We start from the raw sequence: 15,956 nt of genomic DNA on the forward strand, positions 1-15,956 counted from the left end.
GCCTACGACGAGCCGCTTGTCCGCGGATTGCTCGCCCCGGCCTCGCGCGCCTCCCGGGCCGAGGCGACGTCGTCGATGATGACGACGATGTGCCGCACGCCGGACAAGAGGGAGCCGTAGAGCGGCCAGCTCTCCGCCGGCAGGTCGTGCTTGTGGGACAGGTCCCGTGCCAGGGCGGTGAGCCGGCCGAGGACCGGCTCCACGTCCGCGTCGGGATCGGCGACGGCGAGTCCCGTGTCGCGCACGATCGTGGTCCATCGCTCGCGGAAGTCCTCGTCCCAGGCGCCCTCGGCGTAGGCGGCCTCGTACAGGGTCCGGGCCAGGTGCCGCAGGTGCGAGATCCCCTCGTCGACGCGCTCGAGGATGTTCTCGTAGCTGACCTCCTCGCCTGGCCTTGACCGACGAGCGAGTCGTGCCCGAGGGTTGTACCGCCTGCTCTCGGTGGCGAAGCGCGCCGACTGCCACGCGGTGTTCAGCTCGTGTGTCATCGACTCGATCTCCTCCCGCCACGCTTCGGCCTTGTCGGTCTCCCAGGAGTTCGAGAACTCGTCGGCCATGTTGACCAGGACGTCTCCGATCCGGCGATTGATGCTGTCGACGTAGCGCGAAGCCTGCTGATCGCGCAGCGGCGGGATGACCAGCAGGTTGACCGCGACCCCGATGCCCACGCCGAGGCCGACCTCGATGATGCGGTCGAGCAGCAGCGGTTGTTGCTCGGAGAAACCGCTGCCCAGGACGAAGATCGCGGTGGTGGCGATCGCGATGCCCTCGTCCCGGATCCAGGAGATCCGCGCTCCGGCCAGCCCGACGAACAGTGCGAGAGCGAAGGTCCACACGCTCACGCCGAGGTAGGCGCCCACCAGGAACGACAGCCCGACGCCCAGCGTCGAGGCCACCGTCGACTGCACCCCGCGCGACAGCGATCGGTGGACCGTGGCGTGCACGGTCAGCAGCGCCGTCCACGGAGCGAGGAAGGGCAGCGGCGAGCTGAGCACGGTGGTTGAGACCCACCACGCCGCGGTGGCCGCGACGACGCTCTTGAGGATCTGCAGCAGGTCGGTCGTGAACTGTGGCCGCAGGGCCAGCTCTCGCAGTCGGCGCATCCGCCCATTGTTCCTGCACCCGGCGCCGCCCCTGCCGGCCACCTCGCCGGGCGAGACGGTCCGCGCTGTGGTGCACTGCCCGTGACGGCGTGCGCTCGCGCGCGTCGACCCGGCGCGCCGTGAGGAGGCCAGTCGTGAGCGTGGGTCCTGCGTGCCGGCCCGACGTCTGGGTCGTCGTCCCCGCGCGTGACGAGGAGGCGCTGATCGGGCGCACGCTCGACTCCCTGTGGGCGGCCGCCGGAGCGGCCGGGGCGCAGATGCGGGTCATCGTCGTCGCCGACTCGTGCACCGACGGCACCGCGGAGATCGCCCGGGCCCGCGGCTCGGCGGTGCTCGAGATCGAGGCGCGCAACGTCGGTGCCGCCCGCCGGGCCGGCTGCGCCCGCGCCCTGCTGTCCGGCGCCGCATCGGACCCCCGCTCCTGGATCGCGACGACGGACGCGGATTCCGTGGTCCCCGAGGACTGGGTCGCGGCGCACCTTCGATACCGGTCGAGGCAGGTCGACCTCGTGGTGGGGACCGTCGCGCTGGAGGGCGGCCACGCCGAGGACCCCCTCGACCGCGCCTGGGCCGAGCAGTACGCGAGCGCCGTCAGCGCGCGCGGCCACGACCACGTGCACGGCGCCAACCTCGGTTTCTCCGCGCAGGCCTTCCGGCTCCTCGGCGGCTTCCGACCGCTGCGGACCGGCGAGGACGTCGACCTCGTGCGCCGCGCCGCGGCCCGCGGGCTGTGCACGGTGCGCGCCCTGGACATGCCCGTGGTCACCTCGCGGCGCACCGCCGGCCGCGCACCCGCCGGCTTCGCGGACGATCTCGCCCACCTGGCCGGCGGGCTCGCCCCGGCCAGGGTGCGCTCCGGCTGACCGCCGCATCGACGCGCCCGGCGGCCCACCCGCCCTCGACCTACTATCAGCGCAGCGCGAGGCACGGGCACGCGTCCTTCGAGGAGCGAGCGACCTCAGCACAGCCCGAGCACAGGAAGGAACGTGATGGCGACGTTGTCGCAGGAGCACGAGGAGCGAGCCGGAGAGATCGCCAGGCGCCTGTCCGCCGTGCTGCTGGCGAATGACCTCCGGGCCGCGGTCGCCGAGTCCCTCACGGGCGGCAAGATCGCCACCCAGCTGGCGGCCGCGCCCGACTCCGGTGCGTGGTTCGCCGGCGGCGTGGTCTGCTACTCCGCCGAGGTCAAGCGCCGGGTCCTCGGCGTCCCGCACGGCCCGGTCATCTCCCAGCAAGCGGTGGAGACGATGGCGCGCTCGGTGGGCGTCCTGATGGCCGCCGACCTCGCCGTCGCGACCTCCGGGGCCGGCGGCCCCACCACCCAGGAGGGCCAGGAGCCGGGCACCACCTGGCTCGCCGTCCTCTTCGGGGACCAGGTGCACTCGGAGCTGCACCACGTCGACGGCGAGCCGCTCGAGATCCTCGCCCGGACCGAGGAGCGCGCGCTCGAGATGCTGTGGGAGGCGGCCACGCGCTGGGGGCCCGACGACGAGCGGCACCACCAGCGCCCCTCCGCAGGGTCGACGAACGCGACCGACCCGACGACGGCGCACGCGTGAGCCCCGCGCGTGGCACCTACGGTCCGCTGCTCGCGGAGCTGGACCTCCCTCTGCCGGGCCGCGGGGCCACCCTCGCCCGATGGCGCGACCTCGCGCGGCTGACGGCGCGCAACGTCGTGACCGGCCGACTCGCCGAGGCACACGCCGACGCCGTGGCGATCACCACCGACCTCGGTGCGCCCGAGCTGGTGGCGCCCGGCACCCACTGGGGCGTCTGGGCCGCCGAGCCACCCAGCCCCCGGCTCTACGCCGCCGAGGCGGGCGGCAGCTGGACGCTGTCCGGCACCAAGCCGTGGTGCTCGGGCGCGTCGCTGTGCACGCACGCGCTCGTCACGGCCACCGTCGACGGGGACGGCGGTGCGGTGGCGCTGTTCGCCGTCGACCTGCGCCGGCCCGGGGTGCGCGCCGTGCCGGACACGTGGCCGGCCGTGGGCATGGCGGACAGCGACTCCGGCTGGGTCGAGCTCTCGGAGGTACCCGCGCGCCGCCTGGGCAGCCACGCCGACTACCTCGACCGGCCCGGCTTCTGGCACGGCGGGGCCGGCGTGGCCGCCTGCTGGTTCGGCGGGGCCGCGGGCGTCGCGGCTCCCCTCCTGGCCCGGGCCGCCCGCCCCGGCGCCTCGGAGCTGGTCCGCGCGCACGCCGGCGCGACCGCCGCGGAGCTCGCGGCCGGGTGGGCGCTGCTCACCGAGGCCGCCGCGACGATCGACGCCGACCCCGACGACCGCGCGGGGCTGCGAACGGCGCGGGCCCTCTCGGTGCGCACCCGGATCGATCGCCTCGCCACCACCGTCATCGCGCGCGTCGGCCGGGGCCTCGGCGCCGGCCCCCTGTGCGCGGACGGCGAGCACGCACGGCGCGTGGCCGATCTCGGCGTCTACATCCGCCAGACCCACGCCGAGGCCGACGAGGCCCAGATCGCCGCCGCGGTCGCCGCCCGCGCCGAGGCGGGCGAGGACGCGTCCGTCCTGTGGGGGGCGATCATCGGCTTCGACCCCAACGGCGGGGACACCCCGGAGCGACGCCCGGGGGCGGGCATGCCGGCGATCGCCGACGGCGATGCCTGAGCCGCTGTTCCGCGGTGACGCCGCGCCGGCCACGTCGGAGGCGGTGCTGCGGGAATTCGAGGACGGGCTCGAGCCGTGGACCCTGCGCGCGGCGCCGACCGGCGACGACCGCCCCGCCGACCTTGCCTCCGGCGGCGCCGCGACAATCGGGCCCGTCAGAGCGAACGAGTCCGCCGGGACCGCCGAGTCCGCCGAGGCACCCGCGCTGGTCGTCGTCTCCCCGCACCCCGACGACGAGGTGCTCGGCGCCGGCGCCCTGCTCGGCACGGCCGCCCGCGCCGGGATCCCCACGCTCGTGCTCGCGGTTACCGACGGCAACGCCTCCCACCCGCCCGAGCTCATCTCGCCGGAGGACCTCGCCGAGGTCCGCTCCGCGGAGTCCGACGTCGCGCTCGCGACGCTAGCGGAGCTCGATGCCGATCCGGACCACGAGATCCGGCGCAGTCGGCTGCGGCTGCCCGACGGGCGAGTCTCCGAGCACGAGGACGCTCTCGCCGAGCGCATCGCCGAGGCGCTCGGCCAGCTCCCGCCGGGGACGTGGGTGGCCGCACCGCTGCGCCACGACGGGCACCCGGACCATGACGCCACCGGGCGCGCCGCGCGCCGAGCCCTGGCCCGCGTCCCCACTGCGCGACTCGTCGAATACCCGGTGTGGCTGTGGCAGCACACGCTGCCGCGCGAGCACCCGGGTGTCGACTGGGACTCTGCCCGGGTGCTGGTCGTCGACGACGAGCTCGACCACGCACGGTCCGCGGCGATGGTGGCTTTCCGCTCGCAGATCAGCCTCGACCTCGGCGTGCCCGCCGGCCGCGTGGGCGCGGACCCGGAGCACCAGGTGGTCCTGCCCCGCCGGGTGCGGGACCGGATGCTGCGCCGCCGCCAGGTCGTCTTCCCCCACGGCGCGGCCGGGTTCGCTGCGATCTATGACCGCGGGGAGGACCCGTGGTCGGTCGACGAGCGGTGGTACGAGGAGCGCAAGTACGCCCTGACGGTGGCCATGCTGCCGCGGCGGACGTTCCGGCGGGGATACGAGCCGGGCTGCTCGATCGGCGGGCTCACGGCGCTGCTGGCGGACCGCTGCGAGCAGCTCCTCGCCACCGACATCGTCCCCGCCGCGGTGGAGACCGCGCGCGAGCGTGTCCCGCACCCGCACGTGGACTTCCGGGTCGGCGGCGTCGCCGACTGGCCCGCGGGCGAGCTCGACCTCGTCGTGCTCAGCGAGCTCGCGTACTACCTCAGCGACAGCGAGTTCGAGGACGCCCTCCGCTACTCGCAAGAGTCCCTCGCGGAAGATGGGGTGCTCGCGGCGGCCCACTGGCGGCATGCGATCCCCGGCGCGTACCGCGATGCCGAAGCGATCCATCGTGCGCTGGCGGACCAGCCGGGCTGGGAGCGGCTGGCGTCCTACCGCGACGAGGACGTGCTCATCGAGACGTTCGGACCACCGCGCCCGAGCGTGGCGAGCGGGGAGTTCTTCGGCGGCGGGTAGGACCGTCAGCCCCTGCGGTCGACCTCACCGCCCGGGCCGCCGGCGGCCCCCGCCCACCCGATGACCACGCCCGCGAGGAGCACCACCGGCGGGAACTCGTAGAGGTGGTCGATCATCGCGTGCACGGCCAGTGCGGCCCACGCCACCACCCCGACGACGCCGGACACCCCGCTCCCCCGCGCCGCCACCGCCAGGCCGGCCGCGAGCAGGCCGAGGAACAGCACGACGCCGATGACACCGAGCTCCGAGCCGACCTGCAGGACCGACGAGTGCACCTCGGACAGGCTCGGGTCGGACGCCGCCAGCGCGGAGTGCTCGACAAACGAGCCCGGCCCCGCGCCCACGACCGGCGCCTGCGCCCACAGCTCGAGCGCGTCGGCCCACAGCGTGTGCCGCGCACCGCTCAGACTCCAGCGCCCGGTGAGGAGCCCCGGCCACAGATCCCGGCTCCCGAGCCACACGACGACGACGGCGGCCAACCCGACGATCACGCCGCCGGCCCAGGCCCACCTCTGCGCGCGCACGCGTCCGGCCCAGGCCCAACTCCGCGGACGCACTCGTGTACCCCGCACGCGTCCGCCCCGCCACCGGGCCACCAGCACAGCCACCACCACGGCCACCGCCCCGACGACGGCGAGCAGGAGCGCCGCCTGCGACCGCGACGCGAGCAGGACCCCGAGAACGACCAGCAGCACAGCCGAGATGACGCTGAGCGGAGTCCGCTCGCTGAACCCCAGGCGCAGGACGGAGACCAGCATGAGCACGCCGAGCGCCACGGCCTGGACCCCGATGGCCGCCTGCGCGTTGGCGTAGAACGCGTCGGCTGCCAGCACCGCGAGCGCGCCCACCACAGCGACCGGCGCGACCCACCACCGCTCCCACGCCGTCACTAGCCGCCCACCAATGAGCACACCGAGAAGGAGGACGAGCGGCGCCACCACGTAGGGCACCCAGGAGCCGGCCGTCGACACCGCAAGGATCGAGGCGGCGAGCACCCACGCCACCCAGAGGAGCGCGGCCCCCAGCAGGTACCGGTCCGCCACCTGGCGGCGACCGCGAGGAACGAGCACACCGAGAACGGTAGGTCAGCTCGACCTCTACCGCGTCACCGACCACCCGCGTCGGCATCAAGGGCCGGCCGACGACGTAGCGACGCCCCCGGTACACCCCTTAGACGCCGAACCCACACATCGAGTGCCGACCCCACATGCGCCGTGGGCAGGCTCGGCACCGACTCTGTGGGCTCGGCGGAAGAGTGTGGGGTCGGCGCTCAGCCCGCAGGCCGGGCGGCCCCGCGAGACGACGGCGCCTGCCCCTCGTAGTCCTCACGCGTCGAACCATCCCCGCGGACGCAAAGCCGAAGGTCTCGGCATCGCCCCCCCCAAACAGAATGACGAACCGTCGAGCGTAGCCACGGGCTCGCGGCGAGCGGCCACAACGCCACTTCGTCGGGAGAGTGCGGCACTAGAGCAACACCAGCATTGGTTGCACTGGGAGCACCGGCATCTTTCGAAATGCGCCGCACATCACATTAATCTTACGGTAGCACTCAGATATCCTTGAATTGACATTTCGAGAGCACGGGAGCGCACGGATGCGTAAATCGGTCTATGGATTGGCGTTGGTGGCGTTTGCAACGCTGACGGGATGCAGCGGCGACGAACCCACCGATGCCACCCCGTCCGGGGAAGCCAGCGAGTCGTCACCTGCATCGACGCAACAGGAGACCCCGTCCACCGATTCCACTTCGCAGTCGGTGGATGCCCGCGACCAGGTCTATCGCTGGGAGGAGAGCCCCGCCGAGACCGACCCTGAGCCCACATCGGAACCCGAACCCACGCCCAGTGCATCACCGCAGGTGGAAGCGCAAAGCTACGGATCACTAGTGGATCTGCGCGATGCTGCCGTCGGGGCTGGTTACGACTGCGCTACTTGGGAGCAGACGAACCACATGCCGATGGCAGCTCAATCGGGCAGTTGTTCGACCGAGGACGTCTTTTCAATCTACATCAACGCCGACGAAGCCAACGCGCAGGTTGAGACCAGCAGAGAGGTCTTCGCAGAGGTCGGGCAGTTTGAGTGGCTCGTCGGTGCGAACTGGATCATCAACGCGCCTTCCGACAGCCTGGAAATGCTTCGTGAGGCGATAGGCGGGGTTGTCGTCGTGCACGAAGGTTCAGAGCAATAGTGATGAACTAACCTCACGCAGGTGATTCACCCGCCTTCTCACCAGCGCCCCCGCGCGCCGAGGCGCCCGTCACGGATCGGCTACAGGACCACGATCCGCGCACCGTGGCCGCTCGAGCGAGCCAAGCGGCTGTCGCGCGTCACCAGCGGGCAGTCCATCGCCTCGGCCAGGGCGACGTAGGCGGCGTCGTAGGCGGAGACGTTGTCCCTCAGCTGGAAGGCGCGCCGTCGCAGTGCATGGTCGGACGGCCAGCGCCGCAGGGGCAGGTCGTCGAGATCGGTGAGCAGGTCCTCCGCCCGGGCCGCGCTGAGGTGGCCACCGAGAGTGAGTCCCCGCAGTGCAGAGACCACCTCGACGTCGATCAGGCTCGGGGCATGCAGCTCGTCCTGTGCGAGCCGGGCGCGTAGCTCGTCGGTCCCTGCCACCGCAGTGAGGGCATCGACCACTGCGGCGTTGTCCACGACGATCACGTCGGCGAACTCTGCGGGAGCTCGCCCTCGCGCTGCGCCCGCGCCTCGTCGAGCACGGTGACGGCAGACGCCGTCGCACGTTCGCTGCGGCTGGCTGCACGGTCGAGCACCTCCGCAGCCGTTGGCCGGGCGACCTCCTGCTCGATCAGCTTCAACAGGTAGGTGTTCAAGGACTCACCACGAGCGGCAGCCCGCGCCTTGAGCGTCCGACGCGCGTCGTCGGGCACGTTCCTGATCTGCACCAGTGAGGCCATGCATCCAGATTAGCTCACACTCTATGCAGAATGTATGGATCGATCCGGCTCGGGCGGCGCTGCGCGACCACACCACGTGGTCGCGCAGCGCCCCCGGCTCACCCCTCCTGCGGCGCCGCGCCCGCGCGCGCCGACGGCGCCTGCGTCTCGTACGCGGTGCGCGTCGAGCTGTCCCGGTACTCCGTGTACATGTACGGGTTGTCGAGGACCTTGGTCTCGGGGATGTCGGGGTTCATCCCGGCCTGCCAGACGTCGTCGCCGAGGGTCGAGCGCAGGTGCTCGACCGTGTCCTCGAGCCGCGAGCGCATCGCCGGCAGGTCCACGCCCACGAGCCGGCCCTCGAACTTCTTCACGTCCCCGCCCACGAGCACCGTGTGCACGTCCCCGCGGCTCGCCTGCATGGCGATGTGCCCGTACGGGTTGAGAACAGGGAACATCGTCGGCGAGTGGTCGTTCTTCAGCAGCACGACGTCGGCGAGCTTGCCGACCTCCAGAGACCCGAGCTCATCCTCGCGCCCCACGGCCTTCGCCCCACCGCGCGTGGCCCACTCGACCACGTGCTGGCTGCGCAGGTGCGAGTGCGTCACCGTGTCGCCGTGCTCGTGGGCGGTCAGGTGCTCCCAGGAGCGGTCGGCACCCAGGGTGGTGCGCATCGCGGAGAACAGGTCGGCGCTGAACCACGCGCTGGTGTCCACGGACAGGGACACCGGGATGTCGTGCGCGCGCAGCGCGTGGGAGGGCGGGTAGCCCTGACCGCAGCTCTGCTCGCTCTCGGTCGACAGGGACACCACCCCGCCGGTCGCGGCGATCCGCTGGTAGGAGTCCTCACTCAGCGTGGCGGCGTGGACGTAGACGGTGCCGGGCTCCATGAAGCCGTGCTCGTGCATGAGCCGCACGCCGTCGTCGTTGGTCGCGCCCCACACGCCCGCGTGGGTCGTCACGCGCACGTCGAGCTCGCGAGCCACCTCGAAGGCCTTCTTCTCGGGGAACGCCGGGTCGCCGGTGACGTCGAACGCCAGCTGCACGCCCGCCAGCCTCGAATCAGCAAGAGCGCTCTCGAACACGCGGCGGTAGGCCGGGTCGGCCGTCCACTCCCACGGGCCGCCGAAGATGTTGCCGAAGCCCATGACGTACCGGCCCGGCGAGCTCACGAGCGCGTCGATGGCGGCCTCGGCGTGCTCGACGGACTGCAGCCCGTGCGACCAGTCCACGGTGGTGGTGATGCCCGACTCGATGGCGTCGATCGTGCTCAGCGCGTTGCCGGCCCAGTAGTCCTGGGGGCGGAACGCGGTGCCGTGCTCGAGGTAGTACCAGACGAAGTATTGCGTGAGCGTCCAGTCCGAGCCGTAGGCGCGCATGGCGGTCTGCCACATGTGCCGGTGGGAGTCGATCATGCCGGGCATGACGATGCCGCCGGCGGCGTCGATCTCGTAGGTGCCGTCGGGCACGGCGAGCGAGGGGCCGATGTCGGCGATCTTGCCGTCGACGACGAGGACGTCGGCATTGTTGTGCACGGTCCGCGCGTCGTCCATGGTCACGACGATGCCGCCGCGGAAGACGATGGGGCGGCCTGCTTCGGGTACGGGGGTGGTCATTGCATGCTCCTCTTCGAGAATGTCTGGACAGGTCCGTGGTGATCCGGGGGGTCGGTCAGACCTCGACGCTGGGGTAGTCCTTGCCGATCCAGTGCTTGAGCTTGTCGCGGTACTCCCTCTGGAACGCCAGCGGCCCGCTGCGCGCCATGTAGTCCTCCTCGTAGATACCGATGAAGATCGTCAGCGTGAGGAAGTAGTGCGCCCCCATCTCGAACAACGCCACATAGTCGTGCTCCACGAGAGCCGTGCGCTCGGCGTCGGTCAGGCCCAGCCAGGACGTGCGCTCCACGCGCTGGCCCTGCGAGCCCAGGAAGGGCATGTACTCGCTCTCCCAGCGGGCGACCATCTCCGCGGGGTCGGCCTTGTAGGCCGCCAGCAGGTCCGGGTCACGATCGACCTGGAAGAGGAACTTGTTCACCGCGTACCGGCTCATACCGTCGCCCCCTCGCCCACGACGGCGGAGCTCGCCTCGCGCAGGTCCCTCGGGTCGCCGTCGGGGTACCACGTCATGTACATCTCACGCGTGTGGTACAGGTCCAGATCATCGACGTAGGCCGCCTTCTCCGGCCCCGCGATCCCCAGCATCAGCACCAGATCCAAGAACCCCGGCGTCGCGTTGCCCGACCTCGACATCGACTCCCAGGTCACATTGTCCAAGATCGCCTCGATGTCCCCGCCTGCGAGCCACTCGATGGCCTGCACGTCCCACTCCGGGTCGGGCCCGTGCTCCTCGAACATCCGCGGACCACCCAGCTCCAGCGACAGGTGCCCCGACCCGATCGCCGCGACGCGCTTGTCGCTCGGGAACTCCTCGATGACCTCCCGGATCGCCCGACCCAGCTCGTAGAACCGCTTCGGACTCGGCAGCGGCGGCGCGAAGATGTTCGTGTAGATCGGCACGATCGGCAGGTCGCCGTCGGGCCGGGTGGTGATGATCGGGCAGATGATCGAGTGGTCGATCTTCAGCTCATTGGACACCGAGAAGTCGAAGCCCCGCTCCATCAGCCCGCGCAGCATGAACCCCGACAGCTCCTCGTGCCCCTCGAGCTCGTAGGTCGGCATGCCGAACTCACGGATCTCGTTGTAGAACGTCGCGTCGTAGCGGGGCTGCTTGCCGATGAGGAACGTCGGGTAGTTGTCGTAGAAGAACTGGTGGAAGTGGTCCGACCCCACCATCACCAGCAGCTCCGGCTCAGCGGCCGTGAGCGTCTCCCGGTAGGCCGCCACCTTGGCCTTCCACTCCGGCGCCTGGGGCATCTGCTCCTCGGGCGGCGTCAGCTCGGTCGCCTTGTAGAAGAACGGGTGGTGCGTCGTGGCAAGCACCGCGGACAGCGTGGCCATGCATCTCTCCTTCGAGGTGGTTCGGCAGCAGCGATCGGGGCGGACCGGCGTCAGCCTTCGGGGGGCACGTACCGCGCGTGGCGGTCGACCTCCATGTAGATGTCGGGCCCCACCGGGCTCTCCTGCTCCTCGGCCAGGTGACCGATGAGACCGGCGGTGCGGGCCAGCAGCGCGAACCCGCGCAGCAGCCGGAGCGGGAGACCGGCGTCGGCGAGGGCCGCCCCGGCCACGCCGGCGCCGTTGAGCGGCAGGGTGCGCCCCAGCACCTCGGCGTGCACGCGCCCGATCGCCTCGAACAGCGCCAGGTGCGGCCCGAACACGCCCGACTCCCGCGCGATGGAGAACATCACCGGCGTGCGCGGGTCGCCCTGCTTGTGCACGGGGTGCCCGAGGCCGGGGACCTTGCCGCCGTCGGCCTTGACGGCGGCCACGACGCCCAGCGCCGCCTCGTCCCACGCCGCCTCGTCGTAGCCGCTGGTGTCCCCGAGCCCGGCGAGGTGCTCGGCAAGGAACCGCCCCGTGTCCTCGGTGACGCCGAGGAACCGCGAGCCCCCGCCGAGCAGCCCGGCCGCGATCGCCCCCTGGATCGAGTCCGGAGCCGAGTAGTACGTCATGCGGGCCGCGATCGCCGTCGGCGTGTACCCGTGGTCGGCGAGCGAGACGAGGACCGCCTCGAACACGCGCAGCTGGCCCGCGCTCGGCCGCCGCTTCGTCGCCAGCCAGTAGGCCAGCTCGCCGAAGCTGATCTGGCCGAGCAGCTCGCCCGCGAGGTCGTGGCCGAGGAGCTCGATGGTCTCGGCCGTGGAGGTGCCGATCGCCGTCGGGTAGGTGCGGTCCTCACTCATGCGCTGGCCTCCTGGTCCGCCGGTGCGCTCAGCCAGGCGCGCAGCTCGTCGCTGTGCTCGCCGAGGGTGGGCGGGGGCAGCCGGTACTGCGGTTGCGTCCTGGAGAAGGTGATCGCGTTGCGGATCATCGGCACCGCCCTCTCCCCCTCTCCGACCGTGACGACCGGGTCGAGGCCCAGGCGCTCGGCCAGGGCCACTCCCCCGTCGATCGTCTGGATGGGCCCGCACGCGATGCCGGCCTCGCTGAGGCGCTCGAACCACTGCTCGGCGGTGGCGGCGGCGAGGGCCTCGACCAGGAGCGGTCGCAGCGCGTCGCGGTTCCGGTTGCGGGCGTCGGTGGTGGTGAACCGTTCGTCGTCGACCACGTCTTCGATCCCGAGCACGCGGGCGAGCGTGGCGAACTGCCGGTCGTTGGCGGCCACGACGATGAGGTCGCCGTCGCCGGTCGGCAGCGGCTCGTAGGGGAACAGGCTCGGGTGGGCGTTGCCCATGCGAAACGGCACGGCGTCCCCGGCCACGTAGGTCGAGGAGTGGTTGGCCATCCCGGCCAGCGCGGTCGAGAGCAGGTTGACCTCGACGTGCTGCCCCTCGCCCGTGGCGTCCCGGTGCCGCAGGGCGGCGAGGATACCGATGACCGACTGCAGGCCGCTCATGATGTCGAACACCGACACCCCGGAGCGGTAGGCGGGCCCCTCGGGGTCGCCGGTGAGGCTCATGAGGCCGGACATCGCCTGGACGATGAGGTCGTAGCCGGGCAGGCTCGCCCCGCCGGCTGCGCCGAACCCGGTGATCGAGGAGTACACGACGCTGGGGTTCGTCTCGGCCACCGTGTCGTAGTCGAGCCCGAACTTCGCCAGCCCACCGGGCTTGAAGTTCTCGATGACCACGTCCGCCCGGCGGGCGAGCTCCTGCACGAGCGCCCGGTCCTCCTCGGCGCGGAAGTCGAGCACGATGTCCCGCTTGTTCCGGTTGATGCCGAGGTAGTAGGTCGAGACGCCGTCGCGCTCGGGGGGCCGCCAGTCGCGGGTCTCGTCGCCCACCGGGGCCTCGACCTTGACGATCTCCGCGCCGAGGTCGCCGAGGATCTGCGTGGCGAACGGTCCGGCGAGCACACGCGAGAAGTCGGCCACCAGCAGGCCGGTCAGCGGCCCTCGTCCGGCGTCGCCCGCGGCGCCGCCTCGCTCCGGCCGCGCACCGCCAGCGTGCTCGCCGATTCCCTGCGTCATCGGGCTCCTCCTCGCGCCTAGATCCGGCCCACGGCGTCCGCCAGCCGTACAGTCCACCACCAGGCGGACATCTCGTCTGGGCCCGAGGTTAACGACGGGTCGGGATGGAGTCAATGCACGACGACGAACCACCAGGCACGGCTCGGGCTGGCCCTGACGGAGGGGACCGGCGCCGCTCGAGAGCACCCACGCGGCGGGGCGGGTGGGCTCAGGCGGTGGCAGCGGGCACGCGCGCGCGGAGGGCGACGTCGACGCCGAGGTCCGCGGCGGCCTGGAGCAGGTGCGGCAGGTGCTGATCCCGCAGCGTCTCGAGGCTGGTCTCGGCGGCGTGGGCGTTGACGTTCATGGCGGCCAGCACCGTGCCGTCGGACCGGCGCACGGGCGCGGCCACCGAGCGGATGGCCGGCGCGAGCTGCTGGTCGGAGATGGCCCACCCCTGCTGCCGGACCTCGGCCAGGACCTCGTCGAGCTCGCTGCGGTCGGGCTGCCAGCTGGGGACGATCCCGGAGCGGGAGGGCTGCTCGAGGACCTCGCCCAGCTCGTCGCCGGTGAGGCTGGCCAGAAGCACCTTGCCGAGCGAGGTCTGGGCGGCGGGGAACCGGGTGCCCACGCTCGCCGAGAGCGTGACGAGCTTGGGTACGGCGACGCGGGCGACGTAGACGACGTCGGAGCCGTCGAGCTGCGCGATGGAGGACGACTCGTGCGTGCGCTCGACGAGCTGACGCAGGCGGGGCATGGCGGCCTCCCAGAGGTCGCCCCCGCTGAAGTAGGCGACGCCGAGCTCGAGCACCCGCGGGGTGAGCTCGAAGCGGCCGTCCTTGGCGGCCACGTAGCCGAGCTCCTGGAGCGTGATGAGGAGGCGGCGGGCGGTCGGCCGGGCGAGCCCGGTGCGCCTGGCAACCTCGCTCAGGGACTGCGAGGGCGCGCCGTCGAAGGACCGCACCACGTCGAACCCGCGCGCGACCGCCTCGACGAAGTCAGGGTTCGTCTTCTCGCGCATCGCATTCTCCCTCTCGCCGGCCGGTCGGCCCGCCTCGGCCGCCCAGCGTAGGAGCCGGAGTTCGCGGGGGCCCGTTGACGGGCGGGACGGCGCGGGCCTACCTTTCGGACACTCGTACGATACACGGACAGGAGAGCGAGTCGGTGGAGACGGACCTGGGGCTGCTCCTGCTGCGCCTCGCACTCGCCACACTGCTGGCTGGCCATGCGTGCCAGAAGCTCTTCGGCTGGTTCCGCGGCCGCGGCATCGCCGGCACGGCCCCGCTGCTCGAGGCCGACGGCGTGCGTCCCGGCGCCGTCATGGTGACGATCGCCGGCCTCTCGGAGCTCGCCGCAGCGACCCTCATCGCGCTGGGCGCCCTCACCCCGCTGGGCAACGCTATCGCGATGGGCACGATGATCGTCGCGATGTCGACGCTCTGGCCGAAGGGCATCTGGGCGCACCTGGGCGGCTACGAGGTGCCGTTGACCTACGCCCTCATCGCTCTCGCGCTCGCGGTGACGGGCCCGGGCGGGTACTCCGTGGATGCGGCGCTCCCCTGGTTCCCGTTCCACGGTCCACTGTGGGCGGGCGGCGCTGCGCTGCTCGCGATAGTCGCGGCTCTGCCCATCGTGCTGATAGTGGCGCGGCACCGGCGCGCAACCTCCCACTAGCCCGCAACCGCACTCACGGCGGCATCGAGTACTAGGGCCTGTCGGCAGGATCTATCCGGCTGGAGGCCCTTGAGGGAAAGCTCGCCGCGGACGGCTCTTCGTCCGACGGCCCACGCAATCACCCCTTACACGAGTGCCTCGTCGTGCCACAGGGCAGACTCAACGTCGAAGTCGCCGGCGACGTCACCACCCTACCCAAGGACGACACGTGTGCTGCCGACTCCGGCCTGCCCCGACGCTCCCTCAATTACGGCGACGAACTCGCACGATTCATGGTCGCCGTCACCCCGCCCAGGTTGCGAGACGGCCCCCACCCCTGCGGCCACCACCCGGATGTGTAATGACCACCTCCGCACCCACTCCCAAGCCGAAAACGCAGGCCTCGCTCCCGACATCGATCCAGCACACCTTCGCGATACTCGGCCGGCGCACGCACATCGACAACTGAACGTAGGGCGCATTCTCCGACGCCGGATGAGCGGCACACCAGGAGAACCTCGCAAGACCCGAGACCAGAGGCCGCACGGAGCACCACCAACGATCGAACCCCGACGCGAGGCTCCGTCTCTGCCCTCCAGGGGCATGCGACCCGGGCGGAAAAAGGACCCCGATGGCAACCTACTCGCAGGAGCAAGAGGAGCGAGCCGCCAAGGTCGCCGAACGTCTGTCCACGGTCATGCTCGAGGATCGCTTCTGCGCCACCGTGACCGAGTCACACACCGGCGGCAAGATCGCTACCCAGCCAACGGCCACGCCCGACTCCAGCCCGCGATTCCCGGGCGGTGTGGTCTGCTACTTCTCCAAGGTCCAGCACCGGGCCCTCGAGAACCCGCCGGGCCCGGCCAGATCGCAGCAGACCCCGCATCCCAGGCTGAGCTCGGAAAACAGGATGACAGGCGCCGACGTAGTGGTCGCCGCCTCCGGGGCGGGCGGGCAGTCCAGGCACGAACCGGGCACGACATGGGTCGCCGTCATCGTGGTGGGCGACGTACGCTCGGAACTGCACCACATCCCCTGCCAACCTCTCGAGGTCCTCGTCCGAACCAAGCAGCGAGACCTGGAGATGACGTGAACCAGAGCGGAATCATCAGAGGCTGTTGATCCTACCCAGGAGGATGGATGGTGGCTGAGATGAGGCGGCATGGCAAGGAGACCCGCGGCCGAGC

At 71.7% G+C, this 15,956-nt stretch carries 18 protein-coding genes; 8 read left to right on the top strand and 10 right to left on the bottom strand.

The window, feature by feature from the left end; translation table 11 throughout:
- Positions 1-2: 2 nt before the first annotated feature.
- The gene (locus AC24HA_RS15780; RefSeq protein WP_425707648.1) at positions 3-1,103 is read right to left on the bottom strand and encodes an FUSC family protein; all 1,101 of its coding nucleotides are present in this window, start codon (positions 1,101-1,103) and stop codon (positions 3-5) included.
- A gap of 134 nt (positions 1,104-1,237) precedes the next feature.
- Here AC24HA_RS15780 and AC24HA_RS15785 point away from each other — a divergent pair, with 134 nt between their 5' ends.
- The 4 genes from AC24HA_RS15785 (at position 1,238) to AC24HA_RS15800 (ending at position 5,218) form a co-directional block, all read left to right on the top strand.
- Positions 1,238-1,966: a glycosyltransferase family 2 protein gene (locus tag AC24HA_RS15785; RefSeq protein WP_425707647.1), complete on the top strand. Its 729-nt coding sequence runs from the start codon at positions 1,238-1,240 to the stop codon at positions 1,964-1,966.
- A gap of 126 nt (positions 1,967-2,092) precedes the next feature.
- Complete coding sequence (locus AC24HA_RS15790; RefSeq protein ID WP_425707646.1) at positions 2,093-2,662, top strand: CinA family protein; 570 nt, start codon at positions 2,093-2,095, stop codon at positions 2,660-2,662.
- Positions 2,659-3,729 (top strand): acyl-CoA dehydrogenase family protein, encoded by a 1,071-nt coding sequence (locus AC24HA_RS15795; RefSeq protein ID WP_425707645.1) that lies wholly within the window; start codon positions 2,659-2,661, stop codon positions 3,727-3,729. Before AC24HA_RS15790 ends, AC24HA_RS15795 begins: the two co-directional genes overlap by 4 nt.
- Positions 3,722-5,218: a bifunctional PIG-L family deacetylase/class I SAM-dependent methyltransferase gene (locus tag AC24HA_RS15800; protein ID WP_425707644.1), complete on the top strand. Its 1,497-nt coding sequence runs from the start codon at positions 3,722-3,724 to the stop codon at positions 5,216-5,218. Before AC24HA_RS15795 ends, AC24HA_RS15800 begins: the two co-directional genes overlap by 8 nt.
- 5 nt (positions 5,219-5,223) lie before the next feature.
- On the opposite strand, the gene AC24HA_RS15805 is transcribed toward AC24HA_RS15800, so the two are convergent.
- Positions 5,224-6,288: an O-antigen ligase family protein gene (locus tag AC24HA_RS15805; protein ID WP_425707643.1), complete on the bottom strand. Its 1,065-nt coding sequence runs from the start codon at positions 6,286-6,288 to the stop codon at positions 5,224-5,226.
- Positions 6,289-6,812: 524 nt separating this feature from the next.
- Here AC24HA_RS15805 and AC24HA_RS15810 point away from each other — a divergent pair.
- Positions 6,813-7,406, top strand: a complete 594-nt coding sequence (locus tag AC24HA_RS15810; protein WP_425707642.1) for a hypothetical protein — start codon at positions 6,813-6,815, stop codon at positions 7,404-7,406.
- Between the two features lie 80 nt (positions 7,407-7,486).
- Here AC24HA_RS15810 and AC24HA_RS15815 read toward each other — a convergent pair whose 3' ends face one another.
- The 8 genes from AC24HA_RS15815 to AC24HA_RS15850 all read right to left on the bottom strand — a co-directional run bounded on the left by AC24HA_RS15815 (position 7,487) and on the right by AC24HA_RS15850 (position 14,137).
- On the bottom strand, positions 7,487-7,876 hold the full coding sequence (locus AC24HA_RS15815) for a type II toxin-antitoxin system VapC family toxin (RefSeq protein WP_425707641.1): 390 nt from the start codon (positions 7,874-7,876) through the stop codon (positions 7,487-7,489).
- A complete protein-coding gene (locus AC24HA_RS15820; protein ID WP_425707640.1) occupies positions 7,873-8,130 on the bottom strand; it encodes a FitA-like ribbon-helix-helix domain-containing protein in 258 nt (85 codons plus the stop codon). Before AC24HA_RS15820 ends, AC24HA_RS15815 begins: the two co-directional genes overlap by 4 nt.
- A 98-nt stretch (positions 8,131-8,228) precedes the next feature.
- Entirely contained in the window at positions 8,229-9,725 is a 1,497-nt protein-coding gene (locus tag AC24HA_RS15825) for an amidohydrolase family protein (RefSeq protein WP_425707639.1), read from the bottom strand.
- A gap of 55 nt (positions 9,726-9,780) precedes the next feature.
- A complete protein-coding gene (locus AC24HA_RS15830) occupies positions 9,781-10,158 on the bottom strand; it encodes a hypothetical protein (RefSeq protein ID WP_425707638.1) in 378 nt (125 codons plus the stop codon).
- The gene (locus AC24HA_RS15835; RefSeq protein ID WP_425707637.1) at positions 10,155-11,066 is read right to left on the bottom strand and encodes a DODA-type extradiol aromatic ring-opening family dioxygenase; all 912 of its coding nucleotides are present in this window, start codon (positions 11,064-11,066) and stop codon (positions 10,155-10,157) included. Before AC24HA_RS15835 ends, AC24HA_RS15830 begins: the two co-directional genes overlap by 4 nt.
- A 50-nt stretch (positions 11,067-11,116) precedes the next feature.
- Positions 11,117-11,911, bottom strand: coding sequence for a citryl-CoA lyase (locus tag AC24HA_RS15840; RefSeq protein ID WP_425707636.1), 795 nt, complete (start codon positions 11,909-11,911; stop codon positions 11,117-11,119).
- Complete coding sequence (locus AC24HA_RS15845) at positions 11,908-13,137, bottom strand: CaiB/BaiF CoA transferase family protein (RefSeq protein ID WP_425707635.1); 1,230 nt, start codon at positions 13,135-13,137, stop codon at positions 11,908-11,910. Before AC24HA_RS15845 ends, AC24HA_RS15840 begins: the two co-directional genes overlap by 4 nt.
- 208 nt (positions 13,138-13,345) lie before the next feature.
- Positions 13,346-14,137 (bottom strand): IclR family transcriptional regulator domain-containing protein, encoded by a 792-nt coding sequence (locus AC24HA_RS15850; RefSeq protein WP_425707634.1) that lies wholly within the window; start codon positions 14,135-14,137, stop codon positions 13,346-13,348.
- Between the two features lie 143 nt (positions 14,138-14,280).
- On the opposite strand from AC24HA_RS15850, the gene AC24HA_RS15855 reads away from it, so the two are divergent.
- The 3 genes from AC24HA_RS15855 to AC24HA_RS15865 all read left to right on the top strand — a co-directional run bounded on the left by AC24HA_RS15855 (position 14,281) and on the right by AC24HA_RS15865 (position 15,862).
- Positions 14,281-14,790: a DoxX family protein gene (locus AC24HA_RS15855; RefSeq protein ID WP_425707633.1), complete on the top strand. Its 510-nt coding sequence runs from the start codon at positions 14,281-14,283 to the stop codon at positions 14,788-14,790.
- 143 nt (positions 14,791-14,933) lie between these two features.
- Positions 14,934-15,131 (top strand): hypothetical protein, encoded by a 198-nt coding sequence (locus tag AC24HA_RS15860; RefSeq protein ID WP_487563533.1) that lies wholly within the window; start codon positions 14,934-14,936, stop codon positions 15,129-15,131.
- A 269-nt stretch (positions 15,132-15,400) separates the two neighbouring features.
- The gene (locus AC24HA_RS15865) at positions 15,401-15,862 is read left to right on the top strand and encodes a CinA family protein (protein WP_425707632.1); all 462 of its coding nucleotides are present in this window, start codon (positions 15,401-15,403) and stop codon (positions 15,860-15,862) included.
- The last annotated feature ends 94 nt before the right edge of the window (positions 15,863-15,956 follow it).

Source organism: Georgenia sp. Z1491 (assembly GCF_057652395.1).

What these genes read in the sequence shown, in the direction of transcription:
- AC24HA_RS15780 (WP_425707648.1), bottom strand. Translation starts at nt 1,103, where the DNA reads ATGCGCCGACTGCGAGAGCTGGCCCTGCGGCCACAGTTCACGACCGAC.
- AC24HA_RS15790 (WP_425707646.1), top strand. Translation starts at nt 2,093, where the DNA reads ATGGCGACGTTGTCGCAGGAGCACGAGGAGCGAGCCGGAGAGATCGCC.
- AC24HA_RS15800 (WP_425707644.1), top strand. Translation starts at nt 3,722, where the DNA reads ATGCCTGAGCCGCTGTTCCGCGGTGACGCCGCGCCGGCCACGTCGGAG.
- AC24HA_RS15810 (WP_425707642.1), top strand. Translation starts at nt 6,813, where the DNA reads ATGCGTAAATCGGTCTATGGATTGGCGTTGGTGGCGTTTGCAACGCTG.
- AC24HA_RS15820 (WP_425707640.1), bottom strand. Translation starts at nt 8,130, where the DNA reads ATGGCCTCACTGGTGCAGATCAGGAACGTGCCCGACGACGCGCGTCGG.
- AC24HA_RS15825 (WP_425707639.1), bottom strand. Translation starts at nt 9,725, where the DNA reads ATGACCACCCCCGTACCCGAAGCAGGCCGCCCCATCGTCTTCCGCGGC.
- AC24HA_RS15830 (WP_425707638.1), bottom strand. Translation starts at nt 10,158, where the DNA reads ATGAGCCGGTACGCGGTGAACAAGTTCCTCTTCCAGGTCGATCGTGAC.
- AC24HA_RS15835 (WP_425707637.1), bottom strand. Translation starts at nt 11,066, where the DNA reads ATGGCCACGCTGTCCGCGGTGCTTGCCACGACGCACCACCCGTTCTTC.
- AC24HA_RS15840 (WP_425707636.1), bottom strand. Translation starts at nt 11,911, where the DNA reads ATGAGTGAGGACCGCACCTACCCGACGGCGATCGGCACCTCCACGGCC.
- AC24HA_RS15845 (WP_425707635.1), bottom strand. Translation starts at nt 13,137, where the DNA reads ATGACGCAGGGAATCGGCGAGCACGCTGGCGGTGCGCGGCCGGAGCGA.
- AC24HA_RS15850 (WP_425707634.1), bottom strand. Translation starts at nt 14,137, where the DNA reads ATGCGCGAGAAGACGAACCCTGACTTCGTCGAGGCGGTCGCGCGCGGG.
- AC24HA_RS15865 (WP_425707632.1), top strand. Translation starts at nt 15,401, where the DNA reads ATGGCAACCTACTCGCAGGAGCAAGAGGAGCGAGCCGCCAAGGTCGCC.